The sequence below is a fragment of the Bradyrhizobium sp. USDA 4506 genome (assembly GCF_054058795.1).
The window spans coordinates 7,295,901-7,312,409 of record NZ_JBSSBM010000002.1 but is presented as its reverse complement, the minus strand read 5'-3'; the positions used below and the strand labels follow the sequence as shown (position 1 = coordinate 7,312,409).

13 protein-coding genes are annotated in these 16,509 nt (G+C 63.7%); 8 read left to right on the top strand and 5 right to left on the bottom strand.

Going from position 1 to position 16,509, the window contains the following annotated elements; translation table 11 throughout:
* Positions 1-196: 196 nt before the first annotated feature.
* Positions 197-1,171, bottom strand: coding sequence for an aliphatic sulfonate ABC transporter substrate-binding protein (locus ACVIHF_RS36510; RefSeq protein ID WP_456793414.1), 975 nt, complete (start codon positions 1,169-1,171; stop codon positions 197-199).
* A gap of 196 nt (positions 1,172-1,367) precedes the next feature.
* Here ACVIHF_RS36510 and ACVIHF_RS36505 point away from each other — a divergent pair, with 196 nt between their 5' ends.
* A complete protein-coding gene (locus ACVIHF_RS36505) occupies positions 1,368-4,160 on the top strand; it encodes a [protein-PII] uridylyltransferase (protein ID WP_253605983.1) in 2,793 nt (930 codons plus the stop codon).
* A 247-nt stretch (positions 4,161-4,407) separates the two neighbouring features.
* Here the strand turns inward: ACVIHF_RS36505 and ACVIHF_RS36500 are convergent, their stop codons facing one another.
* The 3 genes from ACVIHF_RS36500 to ACVIHF_RS36490 all read right to left on the bottom strand — a co-directional run bounded on the left by ACVIHF_RS36500 (position 4,408) and on the right by ACVIHF_RS36490 (position 8,360).
* Positions 4,408-6,354 (bottom strand): glycosyltransferase, encoded by a 1,947-nt coding sequence (locus ACVIHF_RS36500; protein ID WP_456793413.1) that lies wholly within the window; start codon positions 6,352-6,354, stop codon positions 4,408-4,410.
* Positions 6,351-7,706 carry an HlyD family efflux transporter periplasmic adaptor subunit gene (locus ACVIHF_RS36495; protein ID WP_253605982.1) on the bottom strand — a complete coding sequence of 452 codons (1,356 nt, stop codon included), beginning with the start codon at positions 7,704-7,706 and terminating at the stop codon, positions 6,351-6,353. Before ACVIHF_RS36495 ends, ACVIHF_RS36500 begins: the two co-directional genes overlap by 4 nt.
* A gap of 387 nt (positions 7,707-8,093) precedes the next feature.
* On the bottom strand, positions 8,094-8,360 hold the full coding sequence (locus ACVIHF_RS36490; protein WP_456793412.1) for a hypothetical protein: 267 nt from the start codon (positions 8,358-8,360) through the stop codon (positions 8,094-8,096).
* Between the two features lie 368 nt (positions 8,361-8,728).
* On the opposite strand from ACVIHF_RS36490, the gene ACVIHF_RS36485 reads away from it, so the two are divergent.
* The 4 genes from ACVIHF_RS36485 to ACVIHF_RS36470 all read left to right on the top strand — a co-directional run bounded on the left by ACVIHF_RS36485 (position 8,729) and on the right by ACVIHF_RS36470 (position 11,971).
* Positions 8,729-10,480: a PAS domain-containing sensor histidine kinase gene (locus ACVIHF_RS36485; RefSeq protein ID WP_456793411.1), complete on the top strand. Its 1,752-nt coding sequence runs from the start codon at positions 8,729-8,731 to the stop codon at positions 10,478-10,480.
* The gene (locus tag ACVIHF_RS36480) at positions 10,474-11,148 is read left to right on the top strand and encodes a response regulator transcription factor (protein ID WP_225649282.1); all 675 of its coding nucleotides are present in this window, start codon (positions 10,474-10,476) and stop codon (positions 11,146-11,148) included. Before ACVIHF_RS36485 ends, ACVIHF_RS36480 begins: the two co-directional genes overlap by 7 nt.
* A 102-nt stretch (positions 11,149-11,250) precedes the next feature.
* A complete protein-coding gene (locus tag ACVIHF_RS36475; RefSeq protein WP_456794161.1) occupies positions 11,251-11,625 on the top strand; it encodes a response regulator transcription factor in 375 nt (124 codons plus the stop codon).
* Between the two features lie 40 nt (positions 11,626-11,665).
* The gene (locus tag ACVIHF_RS36470) at positions 11,666-11,971 is read left to right on the top strand and encodes a hypothetical protein (RefSeq protein WP_456793410.1); all 306 of its coding nucleotides are present in this window, start codon (positions 11,666-11,668) and stop codon (positions 11,969-11,971) included.
* A gap of 423 nt (positions 11,972-12,394) precedes the next feature.
* Here ACVIHF_RS36470 and ACVIHF_RS36465 read toward each other — a convergent pair whose 3' ends face one another.
* Entirely contained in the window at positions 12,395-12,919 is a 525-nt protein-coding gene (locus ACVIHF_RS36465) for a methylated-DNA--[protein]-cysteine S-methyltransferase (protein ID WP_310882210.1), read from the bottom strand.
* 189 nt (positions 12,920-13,108) lie between these two features.
* Here ACVIHF_RS36465 and ACVIHF_RS36460 point away from each other — a divergent pair, with 189 nt between their 5' ends.
* The 3 genes from ACVIHF_RS36460 (at position 13,109) to ACVIHF_RS36450 (ending at position 16,423) form a co-directional block, all read left to right on the top strand.
* Entirely contained in the window at positions 13,109-13,471 is a 363-nt protein-coding gene (locus ACVIHF_RS36460; protein ID WP_028335620.1) for a DUF1304 domain-containing protein, read from the top strand.
* Between the two features lie 127 nt (positions 13,472-13,598).
* Positions 13,599-14,819, top strand: coding sequence for an ABC transporter substrate-binding protein (locus ACVIHF_RS36455; protein ID WP_456778107.1), 1,221 nt, complete (start codon positions 13,599-13,601; stop codon positions 14,817-14,819).
* A 377-nt stretch (positions 14,820-15,196) separates the two neighbouring features.
* Positions 15,197-16,423 carry an ABC transporter substrate-binding protein gene (locus ACVIHF_RS36450; protein ID WP_018269220.1) on the top strand — a complete coding sequence of 409 codons (1,227 nt, stop codon included), beginning with the start codon at positions 15,197-15,199 and terminating at the stop codon, positions 16,421-16,423.
* Positions 16,424-16,509: the final 86 nt, after the last annotated feature.

Below are 16,509 nucleotides of genomic sequence, written 5' to 3'. Positions count from 1 at the left end.
CAAGGTGGGGCCAACTCCATCCACGTCGTCCCGGCGAAGGCTGGGACCCACAACCACAGGGCATGGTAATCAAGCGAGCTGGGGCCACAGCCTTGTCCAGCAATAGAGCCCTGTGGTTATGGGTCCCGGGTCGCGCTTCGCTTGCCCGGGACGACGAAGGTTAGTTTGACGACGGAGGTTGGCTTGACGACAGCGGTTAGTTGGTGGGCAGCGGGACCTGATCGTCGATCAAGGAATCCAGCGCGGCCTTGACGTCGGTCTTGGCGTCGATCACGCCCGCCTGCTGCAAGGCGAGGCCGGCGGCGAGGATCGATTCGCGCTGGGCACTGCCGATCCGGCTGTGGGTCAGCTCGGTGCGTTCCTTGAGCTGCTTGTCGACCACGGCATCCGGCAGCTTGGTGACCGCGATGAAGGTCTTCTTCAACTCGTCATAGTTGGCCAGCGAATATCTCCGCGCTTCCTCGTACGTCGCGAGCACGCGGCGGACGATATCCGGATGCGCCTTCAGAAACTCCTCGCGCACATTGAGGATGCCCCAGGTGTTGGCTTCCGCCTTGCGGTAGAACAGCTTTGCGCCGTCCTCGACCTCCGCCTGCGCCATCATCGGATCGAGACCGGCCCAGGCGTCGACATCGCCGCGGATCAACGCGGTCTTGCCGTCGGCGTGCTGCAACAGCACCGGCGTGATGTCCCTTTCGGTGAGACCGGCGCCGAGCAGCGCACGAACCAGGAAGATGTGCGGATCGGTGCCACGCGTCACCGCGACGCGCTTGCCCTTGAGGTCGGCGACGGACGCGATCCTGGAGTCCTTGGTCGTGACCAGGGCGGTCCATTCGGGACGCGAATAGACATAGATCGACTTGATCGGGTTGCCGTTGATCTTCGCAACCAGCGCGGCCGAACCCGCCGTCGAGCCGAGATCGATCGAACCGGCGTTGAGGAATTCGAGCGCCTTGTTGGAGCCGGCCGACTGCACCCAGACGATGTTGATGCCGTCCTTGGCGAACTCCTTTTCCAGCAGGCCCTTCTGCTTCAGGACCATCGACACCGGATTGTAGGTCGCCCAGTCGATCCGGATCTCCTTCAGTGCGTCGGCGGCGCGCGCCGCGCCGGGCAGCAAGGTCGAGACCGCGAGCAGCGCAGCGAACGTGCGCCGGGAAAATTCTTGCATTCGTCGCCCCCTCGATCAGTTTAGAAACAATCATTTATTTCAATGAGTTATCCTTGCGGTCAACGAGAAAATCTCTACCCTCTACGAGATGGCGCGAGAACGATCTTGCTCGAAGCGCCGCCATGAGAGCATGGAGCTGCTGTCGTTATACTTTGGTCAGTGACAGCAACGGCTCCGTCCGATATCGGATGAACCTATGGACAGCGTCGTAGCCGAGGCCCGCCCTGAAGCGGATGATCGTTTCGAGACCGAGCGGATCACCGCGGCGGTGAATGCACTTGCCGAACGGCATGCCGGCCGCGAGGACCAGTTCCGCGCCGCGATGGCGCAGTTGCTCAAGGCCGAGCTGATCGCGGCGCGCGCCACGGCGCAGGCGCTGCTGCTTAAGGACCGTCACGGCCGGCGCTGCGCCGAACGGCTCTGCTTCGTGCAGGACGAGATCATCCGCATCCTCTATGCGGCGGCGACCCGGCACCTCTATCACTCGCCGATCCCCTCGGGCGCCGAACGCATGGCCGTGGTGGCGACCGGCGGCTATGGCCGCGGGCTGATGGCGCCGGAGTCCGACATCGATCTGTTGTTCATCCTGCCCTACAAGCAGACCGCCTGGGGCGAACAGGTTGCCGAGGCGATTCTCTATTGCCTCTGGGACATGGGGCTGAAGGTCGGCCACGCCACGCGCTCGGTCGATGAATCGATCCGTCAGGCGCGCGGCGACATGACGATCCGCACCGCGATCCTGGAGACCAGGTTCCTGACCGGCGACCAGCCGCTTTATGACGAGCTGGTCGAGCGCTTCGACAAGGACGTGGTGCAGGGCACCGCGTCGGAATTCGTCACCGCCAAGCTTGCCGAGCGCGAGGAGCGGCATCGCCGCGCCGGCCAGTCGCGCTATCTGGTCGAGCCCAACGTCAAGGACGGCAAGGGCGGCCTGCGCGACCTGCACACGCTGTTCTGGATCGCCAAATACGTCTACCGCGTGCGCGAGACCGACGAGCTGCTGGAACGCGGCGTGTTCGACGCGCAGGAATACCGCACCTTCCGCCGCTGCGCCGACTTCCTGTGGTCGGTGCGCTGCAATCTGCACTTCTTCGCCGGACGCGCCGAGGAACGGCTGTCATTCGACATGCAGCGCGAAATCGCGGTCCGCCTCGGCTACACCTCGCATCCCGGCATGCAGGACGTCGAGCGCTTCATGAAGCACTACTTCCTGATCGCGAAAGACGTCGGCGACCTCACCGCGATCCTGTGCGCCAAGCTCGAGGAAGAGCACAACAAGCCGGCGCCTGTGCTGAGCCGGATGGTGGCGCGGCTGCGGCCCGGCACCAAGCGGCGGCGGGTTAACGGCAGCGACGACTTCATCGTCGACAACAACCGCATCAACCTCGCCGCGCCCGACGTGTTCAAGCACGATCCGGTCAATCTGATCCGGATCTTCCGCCTCGCGCAGCAGAACAACCTTGCCTTCCATCCCGATGCGATGCGCACGGTGACGCGCTCGCTCAAGCTGATCAACACCCAGCTGCGCGAGAACGACGAAGCCAACCGCCTGTTCATGGAGATCCTGACCTCCGACAATGCGGAGATCGTGCTGCGGCGGATGAACGAGACCGGCGTGCTCGGCCACTTCATCCGCGCCTTCGGCAAGATCGTGTCGATGATGCAGTTCAACATGTACCACCACTACACGGTGGACGAGCATCTGCTCCGCTGCATCGGCTTCCTGCAGGACATCGAGCGCGGCGGCAACGAGGAGTTCGCGGTCGCCAGCGACCTGTTTCGCAAGATCCGCCCCGAGCACCGCCCGGTGATCTATATCGCGACGCTGCTGCACGACATCGCCAAGGGCCGACCTGAGGATCATTCGATCGCCGGCGCCAAGGTGGCGCGGCGGCTGTGCCCGCGGCTCGGCTTCTCGGCGGCCGACACCGAGCTGGTGGCGTGGCTGATCGAGGAGCATTTGACGATGTCGACGGTGGCGCAATCGCGCGACCTGTCGGACCGCAAGACCATCGAGAATTTCGCCGCCGTGGTCCAGTCGGTCGAGCAGATGAAGCTGCTCACGATCCTAACCACGGCCGACATCCGCGGCGTCGGCCCGGGCGTTTGGAACGGCTGGAAGGCGCAGCTGTTGCGCACGCTGTATTACGAGACCGAGCCGGTGCTGACCGGCGGCTTCTCCGAGGTCAACCGCGCCCAGCGCATCGCGGTGGCGCAAGCCGAATTCCGCCGCGCCTTCACCGAATGGCCGGAGGCGGAGCTCAACGCCTATATCGGCCGGCACTATCCGGCCTACTGGCTCAAGGTCGAGCTGGCGCGCAAGATCCGCCAGGCCCGCTTCATCCGCGCCAGCGAGCAGGCCGGCCACAAGCTTGCGATCAATGTCGGCTTCGACGAGGTCCGCGCCGTCACCGAACTGACGATCCTGGCGACCGACCATCCCTGGCTGCTGTCGATCATCGCGGGTGCCTGCGCGTCGGCCGGCGCCAACATCGTCGACGCCCAGATCTACACCACGACCGACGGCCGCGCGCTCGACACCATCTCGATCTCACGCGAATACGACCGCGACGAGGACGAGGGCCGCCGCGCCACCAGAATTGGCGAGATGATCGAGCACGTGCTGGAAGGCAAGCTGCGGCTGCCCGAGGCGGTCGCCAAGCGCACCGTCCGCAGCAAGGCGCGGCCGTTCATCGTCGAGCCCGAGGTGACCATCAACAACCAGTGGTCCGACCGCTACACCGTGATCGAGGTCTCCGGCCTCGACCGGCCCGGCCTGCTCTACCAGCTCACCACCGCGATCTCGAAGCTCAACCTCAACATCGCCTCGGCCCATGTCGCGACCTTCGGCGAACGTGCCCGCGACGTGTTCTATGTCACCGACCTGCTCGGCGCCCAGATCACGGCGCCGACCCGGCAGGCCGCGATCAAGAGCGCGCTGCTGCATCTGCTGGCGAGCGAGGACCAGGCAGCAAAGCCGGCGGCGTAGATCGAATCGTAAGAAGCGTACACGCCTGTCCCGTCATCCTGAGGAGGCCGCGCAGCGGCCGTCTCGAAGGATCGACGGCCACGTTCCTTCCCCAAGAGAGTGGAAGTATGCGGAAGCGGCCGGGCCGTCGATCCTTCGAGACGCGCGTTCCGCGCTCCTCCAGCGACAAAGGCGAAGCCTTTGCGCGGGGATGACGGGATCGAAAGCCGTTTCCACCGAAGGAGCGAAGCCCCAATCCCGTGGCGAATCAACCGAACAGCCGCATCAGCAGGGCCTTGCCGACCGGCGCCGCGCGCACGCCTTGGAAAGCGCGGACATATTCGCCGGCGTAGAACGCGCGCACGACATTGACCCGCGTCGCCACCGCGTCCTCGAAGCGGACGCCGAAGCCGTCGCGGGTGCGGCGGACCACGGTCGCGGCGACGTTCTGTCCGTAGACATTGCATTTGATCAGCGAACCGATGGCGGGCGGGACAGGATCGATGAAGCGCGCACCGGAGATCGAGATGTCGGCCATCCGGATCAGCCGCATCTCGCTGTCCTGATGGATCAGGATCGGCTCGTCGCGCTCGAACCGCTCGGCCTTGCGGCGCCGCGGCTGCTCGATGCAGATGAAGCACACGATCGCGAGCACGACGCAATTGTACAGGCTCCAGGCCAGCGCCAGCCCGCCATAGGCGATGTTTTCGCCGCGCAGATGCAGGATGAAGGCGTAGGCGATCGCAAACAGCGTGATCAGCAGGGCGGCACCGTAGAGCCGCAGCAGCGGCCACTCGATGAAGCGGCGGTTGCGGTCGCCGCCCTTGGCCGTCACCTTGAATTTGTGGCCCTGCGGCCTGGCGAGGCCGGTCACGACCGCCTTCAGCACCGCGGGCGCCGCGATGTATTGCGACACGTCGGTCATGATCGCGAGCGAGCGGCCGCGCGAAATCCACGCCATCGTGAAGGCGTGCCAGACATAGAACGGCAGGAAATATTTTAGCAGCTCGAACAGGTCGGCATGGACCGCCTTGATCCCGAACAGCAGATAAAGCCACGGCACGACCAGGCCGAACACCTTGGTGCCGTAGACCGCCGCCCAGCTCATGAAGGCGTCGACCAGCGACAGCCGGTCCATGAAGGCGAGCTTCGATTGCCGCGAGAACGGCCCGCTGCGGCCGCGGAAGATCTGCATGAAGCCGAGACACCAGCGTCCGCGCTGCGTGATGTATTCCTTCAGTCCCTCCGGCGCGAGTCCGATGGTCAGGCGCTCGTTCAGATAGACCGTGCGCAGTCCCTTCTCCTTCAGCCGCAGTGTGACGAGGTAATCCTCCGTCACCGAATCGGTCGGGAAGCCGCCGATCTGCATCAGGCCGGAGAAGCGGATCAGCGACGAGGTGCCGCAGCAGAATGCCGTGTCCCAGGCATCCTTGGCCGGCATCAGGATATCGAAGAAGAAGCGCTGCTCGTCGGGCCACACATCGGTCGCCGCAAGATTGGTCTGGATCGGATCCGGGTTGATGAAGTGCTGCGGCGTCTGCACGACGCCGACGCTGCCGTCCTGCATCAGGCTCATCGCCCGGGTCAGGAAATCCGGCATCGGGACAAAATCCGCATCGAGGATCGAGATGAACTCCGGCCGCTCAGCCAGCCCGGAAACGTGCTGGAGCGCATGATTGATGTTGCCGGCCTTGGCGTGGCGGTTGTCCGGGCGGGCCAGATAGTTGCAGCCGAGCTCCTGGGCGAGCCGGCGCAGCCAGAGCCGCCGCCCGTCGTCGAGCACCCAGACGCGGTAGTTCGGATAGTTCAGCCCGGTCGCGCCGATGATGGTGCGCTCCAGGATCGCCTTCTCCTCGTTGTAGGTGCAGATGAAGACGTCGACGAGCGGCGCGTTTGCGGGCAACCTCGATCGGCGCAGGATCGCATTGACCTCAGGCGAACGGTCGATCGTGCGGCTGAGAAACAGCAGCGACAGGCACACCGCGATCATCGAGGCCGCCCCGGCCAGCATGAAGGGATAGCCGACCAGCGCGTCGGCGGTGAGGCCCGGAGGCGGCAAGGTGTGGGTCACCCGCCACGCGAAATAGTGGACCAGCAGGACGAACGACATGCCGGTCATCATGACGCGGGCCAGGGTCTGCTCGCGGCGGAGCAGGGGCAGGATGGCAAGGCAGGCGCCGAAGGCGACCAGCCCGGGCGCAAATGCCGCCATCATGACTTTGCCACGTCCGCGTTGAACACCACGCGCCCGGTGCGGCCGACCGCGCAATCCTTGCCCGTGGTATCGAGCGCCGGCATCGAGACCGTGACCCGATAGGGTTCCTTGTTCAGCGCATCCGGATTGATCGCAAGGTTCGCGGGCGCGCCCGACGCGCCGGTGAGATTGACGATCTCGCCCTGCAGCGCGGCGCTGCCGTCATTCGGCTCGAAGCTCGCCTGCTCGCCCAGTTTCAGACCGTTGTAGACGCTCTCGGTGACGTTCGCCGTGACCACTGCGCCGCTGCAATCGAGCAGCTTGAGCAAGGGCTGCCCGGCCCTGACGTCCTCGCCGGGCGACGTCATCATCTCCCAGATGCGCCCCCCGACCGGCGCCTTGATGTCGGCTTCCGCCCGGTTGACGTAGTGCAGCTGCTCGGCGGCGATCTCGTGGGTCAGCCAGTCGATCTCGGCATCGGCATGCGCCAGATCGGCGCGCAGGTCGCTGACGCGCTGGCGCATCTCCTCTTCGCGCTGCACGGAGCTCGGCCGGTCATTGTAGCTGTCGCCGAGATAAGTGCCATTCCTTGCGGCGGTGAGCTCGACCTTGGCGGCGTCGAGACGCCGTCGAGCGCCGATTTCGGTCTGCTGCGAGATCGCCTGCTCGCGCGTCAGGCGGGCCATTTCGACCGTCGACACGCTGCCCGACTTGATCAGCGACGACGCCCGCTCGACGGCGGCCACGGCCTCCTCCCGCCGTGCGGCGGCGGCCTCGATCGCAGTCTGGATTTCGGCGATCCGGGCCTCGAGCTGGAGGATGCGGCCGTCACGGAACTGGCCGGCCTGGCGGGCAAGGTCCTGTTGCGCCGTCTCGGCGGCCGCAAGCTTGGCCGCCAGACTCGGGCGCTCATTTTCCAACCGCGACATCTGCCGCCGGAGATCATCGAGCCGGGCGCGATCGCCGCGTGCGTTGACGACGTGAAGGATCGCATCGCCCTCGTGAACCACGCTGAGCTGCGTGGATTTCTGCGGCTTCGCGCTCACGGTGCCGTCGATCGGCGAGCGCAAGGTCACGATCCTGGCGTTGACCACGGCCTCCACGCTCGAGGTCTGCAACACAGCCCTGAGCGGCAGCCATCCGAAGACGGCCACGATGGCAAGGCCAATGCCGACCTTGAGCAGGCGGCGAACCATCCGGCCTGATCCGGCGGGCGCTTCGGGATGGGGAGCGCTATCGCTGACTGGCTCGTCGTGCTCCGGCTGCAGCCGTTCCTGCAGATCGCGCTGCAATCCCCGTGCGCCGTCGGCCTCATTCCTGGTGACGGAATTATTGTCTTCGGGAAGCGGCTTGTGCTGCTGTGCCTGATTCATAATGACCGGCCCCTGATCTGTCAGTGCGCGAACCAACGCACAGCTCTGCAGAGCGATGCCGTTGCCGGACAGATCCAATAATCAGGTGCTTCAAAAGCGGCTAAAGCGAACCGGGCATCTTTCGAAAAAATTGCTGCAATTTGCCGTCGTCGGGAGCTTGGCGCGGGAGCCGCGCCGTCGACCTGCTCCGCCCATCATTCCGGTGCGCCATTGCGCAGCCGAGGGCGTCTGCAAAACTGAGCCCGGAATCCATCAGGGCCGGGGCTAGGCGGGGAATGGATTCCGGGCTCTCACGGAGGCTGTGATCGGACCCGTCTTGCGCGACCCAGGCGTGAGCAGCCAGCGCTTCGGTCCCGGCAGCCTGCCGGACTTGGAATTCAGGGCCGGCTACCGCCCTGAGTCTGGCGCGTCGAATTGCGGCTGCAGCGCCGCCAGGCTCGCTCCCAGCAAGGCCAGGTAGCTGGCCTGACAGACCACCACGCCGAGATCGAATGCGTCCAGCAGATCGATCCACGGGTTGTCGGCCAGCGTGCTTGCTGTTTGCCTGCCACCAACGATAACGGAAGGCTGGAAGCTGCGATCGCGTCTCTGAGGCCTTGCCTCGTGGTCGACGTCGTCGGAGCAAACGATCAGATGCAGGCGCGCGCTGGGCATTTCAATCTCCGTCACTGATTGGCGATTGCTGAACCCCGGAAATCTCTACCGTCATCGAGTTACCCAATAAGCGTAGTCACCGGGATGGAACGGGCCATTGAACGGAGGTTGATCCGACCGTTACATTCGGTGGGGACGACTCATACTTGAGTTTAGGTCGCAACCTGGACCTGAGCGCGCTCAACGGCTTCGCTTTCTGCGCGATCCCACGGGTGTGGACCGCCAAAAAGGCCGGCGTCATCCCGCCAGGGCGGCAAGAAAGCTGCTAATATACAGTCTATTGGGAGGGCGACGTTGTCGCCGCTGATGGTAGCAGTCACCTAGCGACGCAGCGCGGCCCATGATGATGGCCAAGTGCTGGGCTGCCGATGATCCGCGACCCGACCACGAAGTCCTGGTCGGCCGAGCAATGGCTGCTCGGCGGCATGGTGCTGGCCTTGGCGACAACCTGCATCGGGCTGTTGCTGGGTCCGCAGCCAGCAGCTTCCGCCCATCTGGTTGCCCTGGCGCTGCTCGTCGCGTCGCTGACCGCCGCATTGCTGATGATCCGCCTGGTGGGCCGTTCGCAAAGGCGGATGGAAGCCATGTTGCGCGGCCGAGCCAGCAGCGAGGAGCGCGCGATGGAGGCGCTGCGCAACAGCGAAGCGCAATGGAAGGAGGTATTCGAGCACAACCCGGTCATGTACTTCATGGTCGACGCAACGGGGCTCGTGCTGTCGGTCAACACGTTCGGCGCGGCGCAGCTCGGCTACACCGTCGACGAACTGCTTGGACAATCGGTGCTGCGGGTCTTTGCCGCCGAAGACCGGGATATGGTCCAACGCAACGTCGCGGCATGCCTCGACAACATCGGCCAGACCCACAATTGGGAAATCCGGAAGGTCCGCAAGGACGGTTCAAGGATTTGGGTTCGTGAAAACGCCAAGGCGGTGCGGCGGCTGGGCGATCAGCTGATCGTGCTGATCGCGTGCGAGGATATCACCGAGCGCAAGCACGCCGAAAATGCGCTGCAGCAGAGTGAAATGTACCTGACCGAAGCCCAGCGATTGAGCCACACCGGCAGCTTCGGCTGGCACGTCGCCAGCGGCGAGATCATCTGGTCGGAAGAGACGTTCAGGATCTTCGAATTCGACAGGGCTCCTTCCATCACACATGCCACGGTCCTGCAGCGCGTCCATCCGGATGATCGCGCCCGCGTGCAACGGGCCATCGACCGGGCCTCGCTCGACGGCAAGGACTTCGAGCACGGCTACCGATTGCTGATGCCCAATGGGGCGATCAAATTTGTTCACGCCAGGGCGCATGCGGTGACGAATCTTTCCGGCGACACCGAATTCATCGGAGCGGTCACCGACGTGACCGCCCGCAAGCGAGCCGAGGCGGAGTTGCACGAAGCGCAGACCAACCTCGCGCACGTCACACGCGTGACGGCGCTCGGCGAGCTCGCCGCATCGATCGCCCATGAAGTGAACCAGCCGCTTGCCGCCGTGGTCACCAATGCCGCGGCATGCCTGCGGTGGCTCAACCGGGCGGCCCCCGATCTGAACGAGGCTCGCGGCGCGGTCAGGTCGATCATCAGCGACGGCAACCGGGCGGGCGAGGTCATCCAGCGCGTCCGCGCGATGGTGAACAAGACGACCGGTCAGAAGGCGCCGCTCGACGTGAATGAAGTCATCAACCAGGTGATCGGGCTGGTGCAGCATGAACTGCAGCGTCACCTGGTATCCTTGCAACTCGACCTCGCTCCCGCGCTCCCGTCTGTTGTCGCCGACCGAATCCAGCTGCAGCAGGTCATCCTCAACCTGGTCCTCAATGGTATCGAGGCCATGCAGCCGGTCACGGACCGGCCACGGGAACTCGTGATCCGGACGCGCCATGACGAGGTCGGGCAGATCGTGGTCACGGTCACCGACTGCGGCGTCGGAATCGCGACCGAGAATGCCGAACGGCTGTTCGACGCGTTCTACACCACCAAGGCCAGCGGCATGGGGATGGGGCTGTCGATCTGCCGATCGATCATCGAAGCTCACCGAGGCCGCCTGTCCGTGGCCGGAAACATCGGCCCCGGCGCGACGTTCCAGTTCACCTTGCCACTGCACGAAGAGGATCATGCATGGTGACCGGGCGCGCGGCATCGCCTTCTGGTCTGGCAAACGCCGAGGATCCCGTCGTCTTCGTCGTCGACGACGACGCATCCATGCGGGACGCGCTGAGCAATCTGTTCCGGTCGGTCGGCTTGCGGACCGCAGCATTCGGCTCGGCCCATGAATTTCTGCAGCGCAAGCCTCCGGATGTCCCGAGCTGCCTGATCCTCGACATCAGGTTACCGCGGGTGAGCGGGCTGGACTTTCAGGGGGAGCTGGCGAAGGCGGGCATCGATATTCCGATCATCTTCATGACCGGCCACGGCGATATCCCGATGACGGTCAGGGCCATGAAGGCCGGCGCTGTGGACTTCCTGACCAAGCCATTCCGCGATCAGGACATGCTGGATGCCGTCACGACGGCGATCGAGCGCGACAGGAATCGTCGCGATGAGGCCAAGGTTCTTGCCAACCTGCGCGCCGCCTTCGCGACCCTGACGCCGCGTGAACGCCAGGTGATGACGCTCGTCACGGCGGGGTTGATGAACAAGCAGGTCGCCGCCGAAATCGGTGTGGCCGAAATCACAGTGAAGATACACCGCGGGCACATCATGCGGAAAATGGCGGCAAAGTCGTTACCCGATCTGGTCAGGATGGCACAGATGCTCCAGATCGGACCGGCAGCCGGCGGGGCGCAAACCTAAGTATGATTCTCCGGCCCCGATTGGCGACGCACTGTGGTCCCCACATGATGCACACGCCAGAGGCCCTTCCGGCCCGGGATAACCTCCTTGCCCAACCCGCCAGTGATATCAATCATCGACGATGACATGTCGGTTCGCACCGCGACCGACAATCTCGTCAGGTCGCTAGGCTACGCGGTCGAGACCTACGCGTCGGCCGAGGAATTTTTGCACTCGCCCCGCCTGAATGACACATCCTGTGTGATCGCGGATGTCAGGATGCCGGCCATGAGCGGGCTCGACCTGCAGAGCCACCTCATTGCCAGCGGACACCGCTTTCCGTTCATTTTCGTCACGGCGTTCTCGGTCGAAAGCGATCGCGTCCGGGCGCTGAAGGCTGGAGCGATCTGCTTTCTGAGCAAGCCCTACGACGGGGACGTCCTGATCAAATGCCTCGATACCGCCCTCAGGCAGCACAGCGCGGCGCCGGGTGCGTGAGTTGGATCAGCCGTGACCAGGCCGGCTATACGCAAGGATGATGCCACAAAACATCTGGACAAGTTGCGCATGGACGGCGGCGGCGCGAGATTTCGCATCGTCGTCCTTCGGGAAGATCGACGGCAAGGACAGCACCAGACATTTTGATTGGCAAATGGCAATTCCTCGGAGGGAGGTCGCCATGCGTGCGGAACCGCGCTGCGCCCAGTGTGACAGCGAAGAGCCCAAGATCATCTGTTTGCGAAATCCGGCGGGCGAACGCTACTGCGGACGCCTCTGCCTCTACAAAGGCCAGGAGGACTTCATCCGCTGGCTTTGGCGCGCGAATGCGGAGGCAGCGTCATGACAGCTCGTTGCGGAAATCCGGCCTGCAAGCGGCCTTTCGGGCTGATCCGGCATAATTGGTATTTTGAGCAGTTTTGCTCGACGAAGTGTCGCGAGATCCACAAGCGGCAGCTGGAGCGCAACAAGGCCTATTGGAAGTGGCTGTATCCCTTCCCCAGAACCGGCGCCCCATCGAAAAAGCCGATCTGACGACGTTGGCCAATAGCGCGCAAGGAGTCTCACATGACGACGGTCGATGCGATGCTGGTGGGAGCGATACTCGCGTGGGTACCTTCGCTCGTCGTGTTCCTCTATATCGTGCGCGATCTGCGCAACATGCCCCGCGAAGATCTCGATTGATCGCCACACCGGCGGCCGAAGCGGATTGCTGGATCGTTGTCTTGACGCGCGTCTTCACGCGAACCGGTTCCCGCTCGAAATCACTCTAGACCTCCACGCCCTCGTGGCGCAGCAGCCAGCGCTTGCGCTCCAGCCCGCCGCCATATTTGACCAGTGAGCCGTTGGCGCCGATCAGGCGATGACATGGCACGACGACGCTGATCGGGTTGGAGCCGTTGGCATGGCCGACCGCGCGCATCGCATTCGGCGCGTTCAGTTTCGCCGCCAGCGCGCCGTAGCTCATGGTGGTGCCGTGCGGAATGTTCGGCAGCGCGTGCCAGACCTTCTGCTGGAACGGCGTGCCAGCGACGCGCCATTCGACATCGGTGAGACGATCGAGATCGCCCTTGAAGTAATCGCCGAGCGCCTTGCGCATCGCAGCCGGCGCGCGACCGCCCCGCAGCGTCACGGCGCCATAATGCAGCCGCAGCAGGTCGAGCATGCGCCCTTCATAGTCGTCCCAGTCCAGCGCGCGCAGCACGCCGTCGTCATCGGTCACCAGCAGCGCGGTGCCGATCGGGGTCTTGTGGCGGTCGAGGTTGAAGGTCTGTGCAGTCCTGCGGTCGGCCATTGTCATATCTCGGGCAAGCAGATCGGTCGGCATACAATTCACCGCCCGCATGCTAGCGTCCACCCGAATTCCGGTTAAAGCGTTTTCGAGCGAAGTGGACACCGGTTCGCGTGAAGAAAACGCGTCAAAACAACAATTTTGAGCTTCGATTCTGATTCAATCAGAACCGAAGCTCTGGGGGACCGCAATATGCTGTTGCTTGGCAATGTTCTGGTCGCGGTGGTGGCCATGCTGCACGTCTATTTCCTTGTGCTCGAGATGTTTCTCTGGACCAAGCCGCTCGGGCTGAAGACGTTTCGCAACTCGATCGAGAAGGCAAACGATTCCGCGGTGCTCGCCGCCAATCAGGGGCTGTATAACGGCTTCCTCGCCGCCGGACTGATCTGGGGCCTCATACATGGCAATCCGGCCTTCGCGTTCCAGATCAAGACATTCTTCCTGCTCTGCGTGATCGTCGCCGGTGCCTATGGCGCCGCCACCGTTAGCCGCCGCATTCTTTATGTGCAGGCGGCTCCCGCTGCGTTGGCGCTCATTCAGCTCTGGCTGGCCTGACGCGACATCGCGCGCAGGGTGCATCGTCTTGCAATGGCCCAGCCGTTCCTCCATCATCCCGTGCAACGGTGACATCCGCCGGCCTGAGCTTGCGGACAAGATCACCGGCAACAGGGAGGTCACGGACATGAGAAGCGTGCAATTGCTCGCTGCGACGGCGCTTGCGATCGCGTTGTCGGTTACATCGGCCACCGCGCAGAAGAAATACGACATCGGCGCGACCGACACCGAGATCAAGATCGGCCAGACTGTGCCGTTCTCCGGCCCCGCATCCGCCTATGCCGGCATCGGCAAGACCCAGGCGGCCTACATGAAGATGATCAACGATCAGGGCGGCATCAACGGCCGCAAGCTAAACCTGATCCAGTATGACGACGCTTATTCGCCGCCGAAAGCGGTCGAGCAGGTGCGCAAGCTCGTAGAGGGCGACGAGGTGCTGTTCACGTTCCAGATCATCGGCACGCCGTCGAATGCCGCCGTGCAGAAATATCTGAATGCCAAGAAGGTGCCGCAGCTGCTCGCCTCCACCGGCGCCTCGCGCTTCTCCGATCCGCAGAACGCGCCGTGGACGATCGCGTTCAATCCGAACTACCAGTCCGAGGGACGCATCTACGCCAAATACATCCTGGCCAATCACCCCAACGCCAAGATCGGCATCTTCTACCAGAACGACGATCTCGGCCGCGACTACATCACCGGCCTGAAGAGCGGGCTCGGCGACAAGGCCGCCAGCATGATCGTCACCGAGGTGTCCTACGAGCTGACCGACCCGACGGTCGATTCCCAGATCGTGAAGCTGAAGGCCGCCGGCGTCGATCTGGTCTATGACGCCTCGACCCCGAAATTCGCCGCGCAGGCGATCCGCAAGATCGCCGACCTCAACTGGAACCCGGTGCACATCCTCGACATCAATGCGAGCCCGGTGTCGGCGACGCTGAAGCCGGCCGGTCTCGACATCTCCAAGGGCATCATCTCGACCAATTACGGCAAGGACCCCGCCGACCCGCAATGGAAGGACGATCCCGGCGTGAAGGCCTATTTCGCCTTCATGGACAAGTATTATCCGGAAGGCGACAAGCTCAACACCGTCAACACCTACGGCTACTCGACGGCCGAGCTCCTGATCCAGGTGCTCAAGCAGTGCGGCGACGACCTCACCCGCGAGAACCTGATGAAGCAGGTGACCAGCCTGAAGAAGTTCGTGCCGAGCCTCGCGCTGCCGGGCATGTCGATCACAACGGGACCGAACGACTATCGCATCAACAAGCAGATGCAGATGATGAAGTTCAACGGCGAGCGCTGGGAGCTGTTCGGCCCGATCATCGAGGACACCGGACCGGCGGGCTAGCCGCGGTCGGGACGAGACTCCACTCCCTCTCCCCGTTCTTACGGGGAGAGGGTCGGGGTGAGGGGCTGCTTCCGCGCACCGCTGCATTAGCTGCGCCCGCGGAGACTCCCCCTCACCCACATCGCATCTTCGATGCGACCTCTCTCCCCGCAGCCGGGGCGAGGTAAAGCGGGCCCCAACCTTCGCGCCGCTCCACCCACCTTTTCGCACCGCCCCCTACTTTGGTTGACTGAAATCGCTCACCTTTTCGGCAGCGCTCGTCTTGCGTTGCAATAACGGTTCCTCCAGTATCCCGGCCCAGCGATGGCGACCGCGGGACCTTGAACCCGCGGACAAGATCATCGGCCAACCATCAGTCACGTGAGGGAAACAGCATTATGAGGAACGGGATTTTCCACCTGGTCACGGGAACGGCGCTCGCGATCGCGCTGTCAGCAACGTCGGCCTTTGCGCAGAAGAAGTACGATCCCGGCGCGAGCGACACCGAGATCAAGATCGGCCAGACCGTCCCCTTCTCCGGACCGGCCTCCGCCTATGCCTCGATCGGCAAGACCCAGGCGGCCTACTTCAAGATGATCAACGATCAGGGCGGCATCAACGGCCGCAAGATCAACCTGATCCAGTATGACGACGCGTATTCGCCGCCGAAGGCCGTCGAGCAGGTGCGCAAGCTCGTCGAGAGCGACGAGGTGCTCTTGACCTTCCAGATCGTCGGCACGCCGTCGAACGCCGCCGTGCAGAAGTATCTCAACGCCAAGAAGGTGCCGCAGCTGTTTGCCGCCACCGGCGCTTCGAAGTTCACCGACCCGAAGAACTTCCCCTGGACGCTCGGCTTCAACCCGAACTACTTCGTCGAAGGCCGCATCTACGGCCAGTACATCCTGAAGGAGCACCCCAACGCCAAGATCGGCGTGCTCTATCAGAACGACGACCTCGGCAAGGATTATCTGAACGGCATCAAGGCCGGGCTCGGCGACAAGGCCGCCAAGATGATCGTGGCCGAAGCCTCCTACGAGGTCTCCGACCCGACCATCGATTCCCAGGTGATCAAGATCAAGGACGCCGGCGCCGACTTGTTCTTCTCGGCCTCGACGCCGAAGCAGGCGGCGCAGGCGATCAAGAAGATCGCCGAGCTCGGCTGGCACCCGATCCACATCGTCGACATCAACGCGACCTCGGTCGGCGCCGTGCTGCAGCCGGCGGGCCTGGAAGCCTCCAAGGGCCTGATCAGCACCAATTACGGCAAGGATCCGGCCGATCCGCAGTGGAAGGACGATCCGGGCATGAAGCGCTATTTCGACTTCATGGCCAAGTACTATCCCGACGGCGACAAGAACTCGAACTTCAACACCTATGGCTACTCGACCGCCCAGTTGATGGTGCATGTGCTGAAGCAGTGCGGCGACGACCTGACCCGCGACAACGTGCTGAAGCAGGCCACCAACCTGAAGAATGTCGAGCTCGACATGGCGCTGCCCGGCATCAAAGGCAACACCGCGCCGAACGACTATCGCGTCAACAAGCAGCTGCAGATGATGCGCTTCAACGGCGAGCGCTGGGAGCTGTTCGGCCCGATCCTCGAGGACGCCGGCCCGGCCGGCTAGCCGGTTCGCGCAGGTTTGAAATGCAATCGGCGGCCTCCAGGCCGCCGATTTTGTTTTTTGTGACTCGTCATTGCCGGGCTTGACCC

Excerpts from the sequence above, each read along its gene's own strand:
- ACVIHF_RS36510 (WP_456793414.1), bottom strand. The coding sequence starts at position 1,171 with ATGCAAGAATTTTCCCGGCGCACGTTCGCTGCGCTGCTCGCGGTCTCG.
- ACVIHF_RS36505 (WP_253605983.1), top strand. The coding sequence starts at position 1,368 with ATGGACAGCGTCGTAGCCGAGGCCCGCCCTGAAGCGGATGATCGTTTC.
- ACVIHF_RS36500 (WP_456793413.1), bottom strand. The coding sequence starts at position 6,354 with ATGATGGCGGCATTTGCGCCCGGGCTGGTCGCCTTCGGCGCCTGCCTT.
- ACVIHF_RS36495 (WP_253605982.1), bottom strand. The coding sequence starts at position 7,706 with ATGAATCAGGCACAGCAGCACAAGCCGCTTCCCGAAGACAATAATTCC.
- ACVIHF_RS36490 (WP_456793412.1), bottom strand. The coding sequence starts at position 8,360 with ATGCCCAGCGCGCGCCTGCATCTGATCGTTTGCTCCGACGACGTCGAC.
- ACVIHF_RS36485 (WP_456793411.1), top strand. The coding sequence starts at position 8,729 with ATGATCCGCGACCCGACCACGAAGTCCTGGTCGGCCGAGCAATGGCTG.
- ACVIHF_RS36480 (WP_225649282.1), top strand. The coding sequence starts at position 10,474 with ATGGTGACCGGGCGCGCGGCATCGCCTTCTGGTCTGGCAAACGCCGAG.
- ACVIHF_RS36470 (WP_456793410.1), top strand. The coding sequence starts at position 11,666 with ATGCCACAAAACATCTGGACAAGTTGCGCATGGACGGCGGCGGCGCGA.
- ACVIHF_RS36465 (WP_310882210.1), bottom strand. The coding sequence starts at position 12,919 with ATGGCCGACCGCAGGACTGCACAGACCTTCAACCTCGACCGCCACAAG.
- ACVIHF_RS36460 (WP_028335620.1), top strand. The coding sequence starts at position 13,109 with ATGCTGTTGCTTGGCAATGTTCTGGTCGCGGTGGTGGCCATGCTGCAC.
- ACVIHF_RS36455 (WP_456778107.1), top strand. The coding sequence starts at position 13,599 with ATGAGAAGCGTGCAATTGCTCGCTGCGACGGCGCTTGCGATCGCGTTG.
- ACVIHF_RS36450 (WP_018269220.1), top strand. The coding sequence starts at position 15,197 with ATGAGGAACGGGATTTTCCACCTGGTCACGGGAACGGCGCTCGCGATC.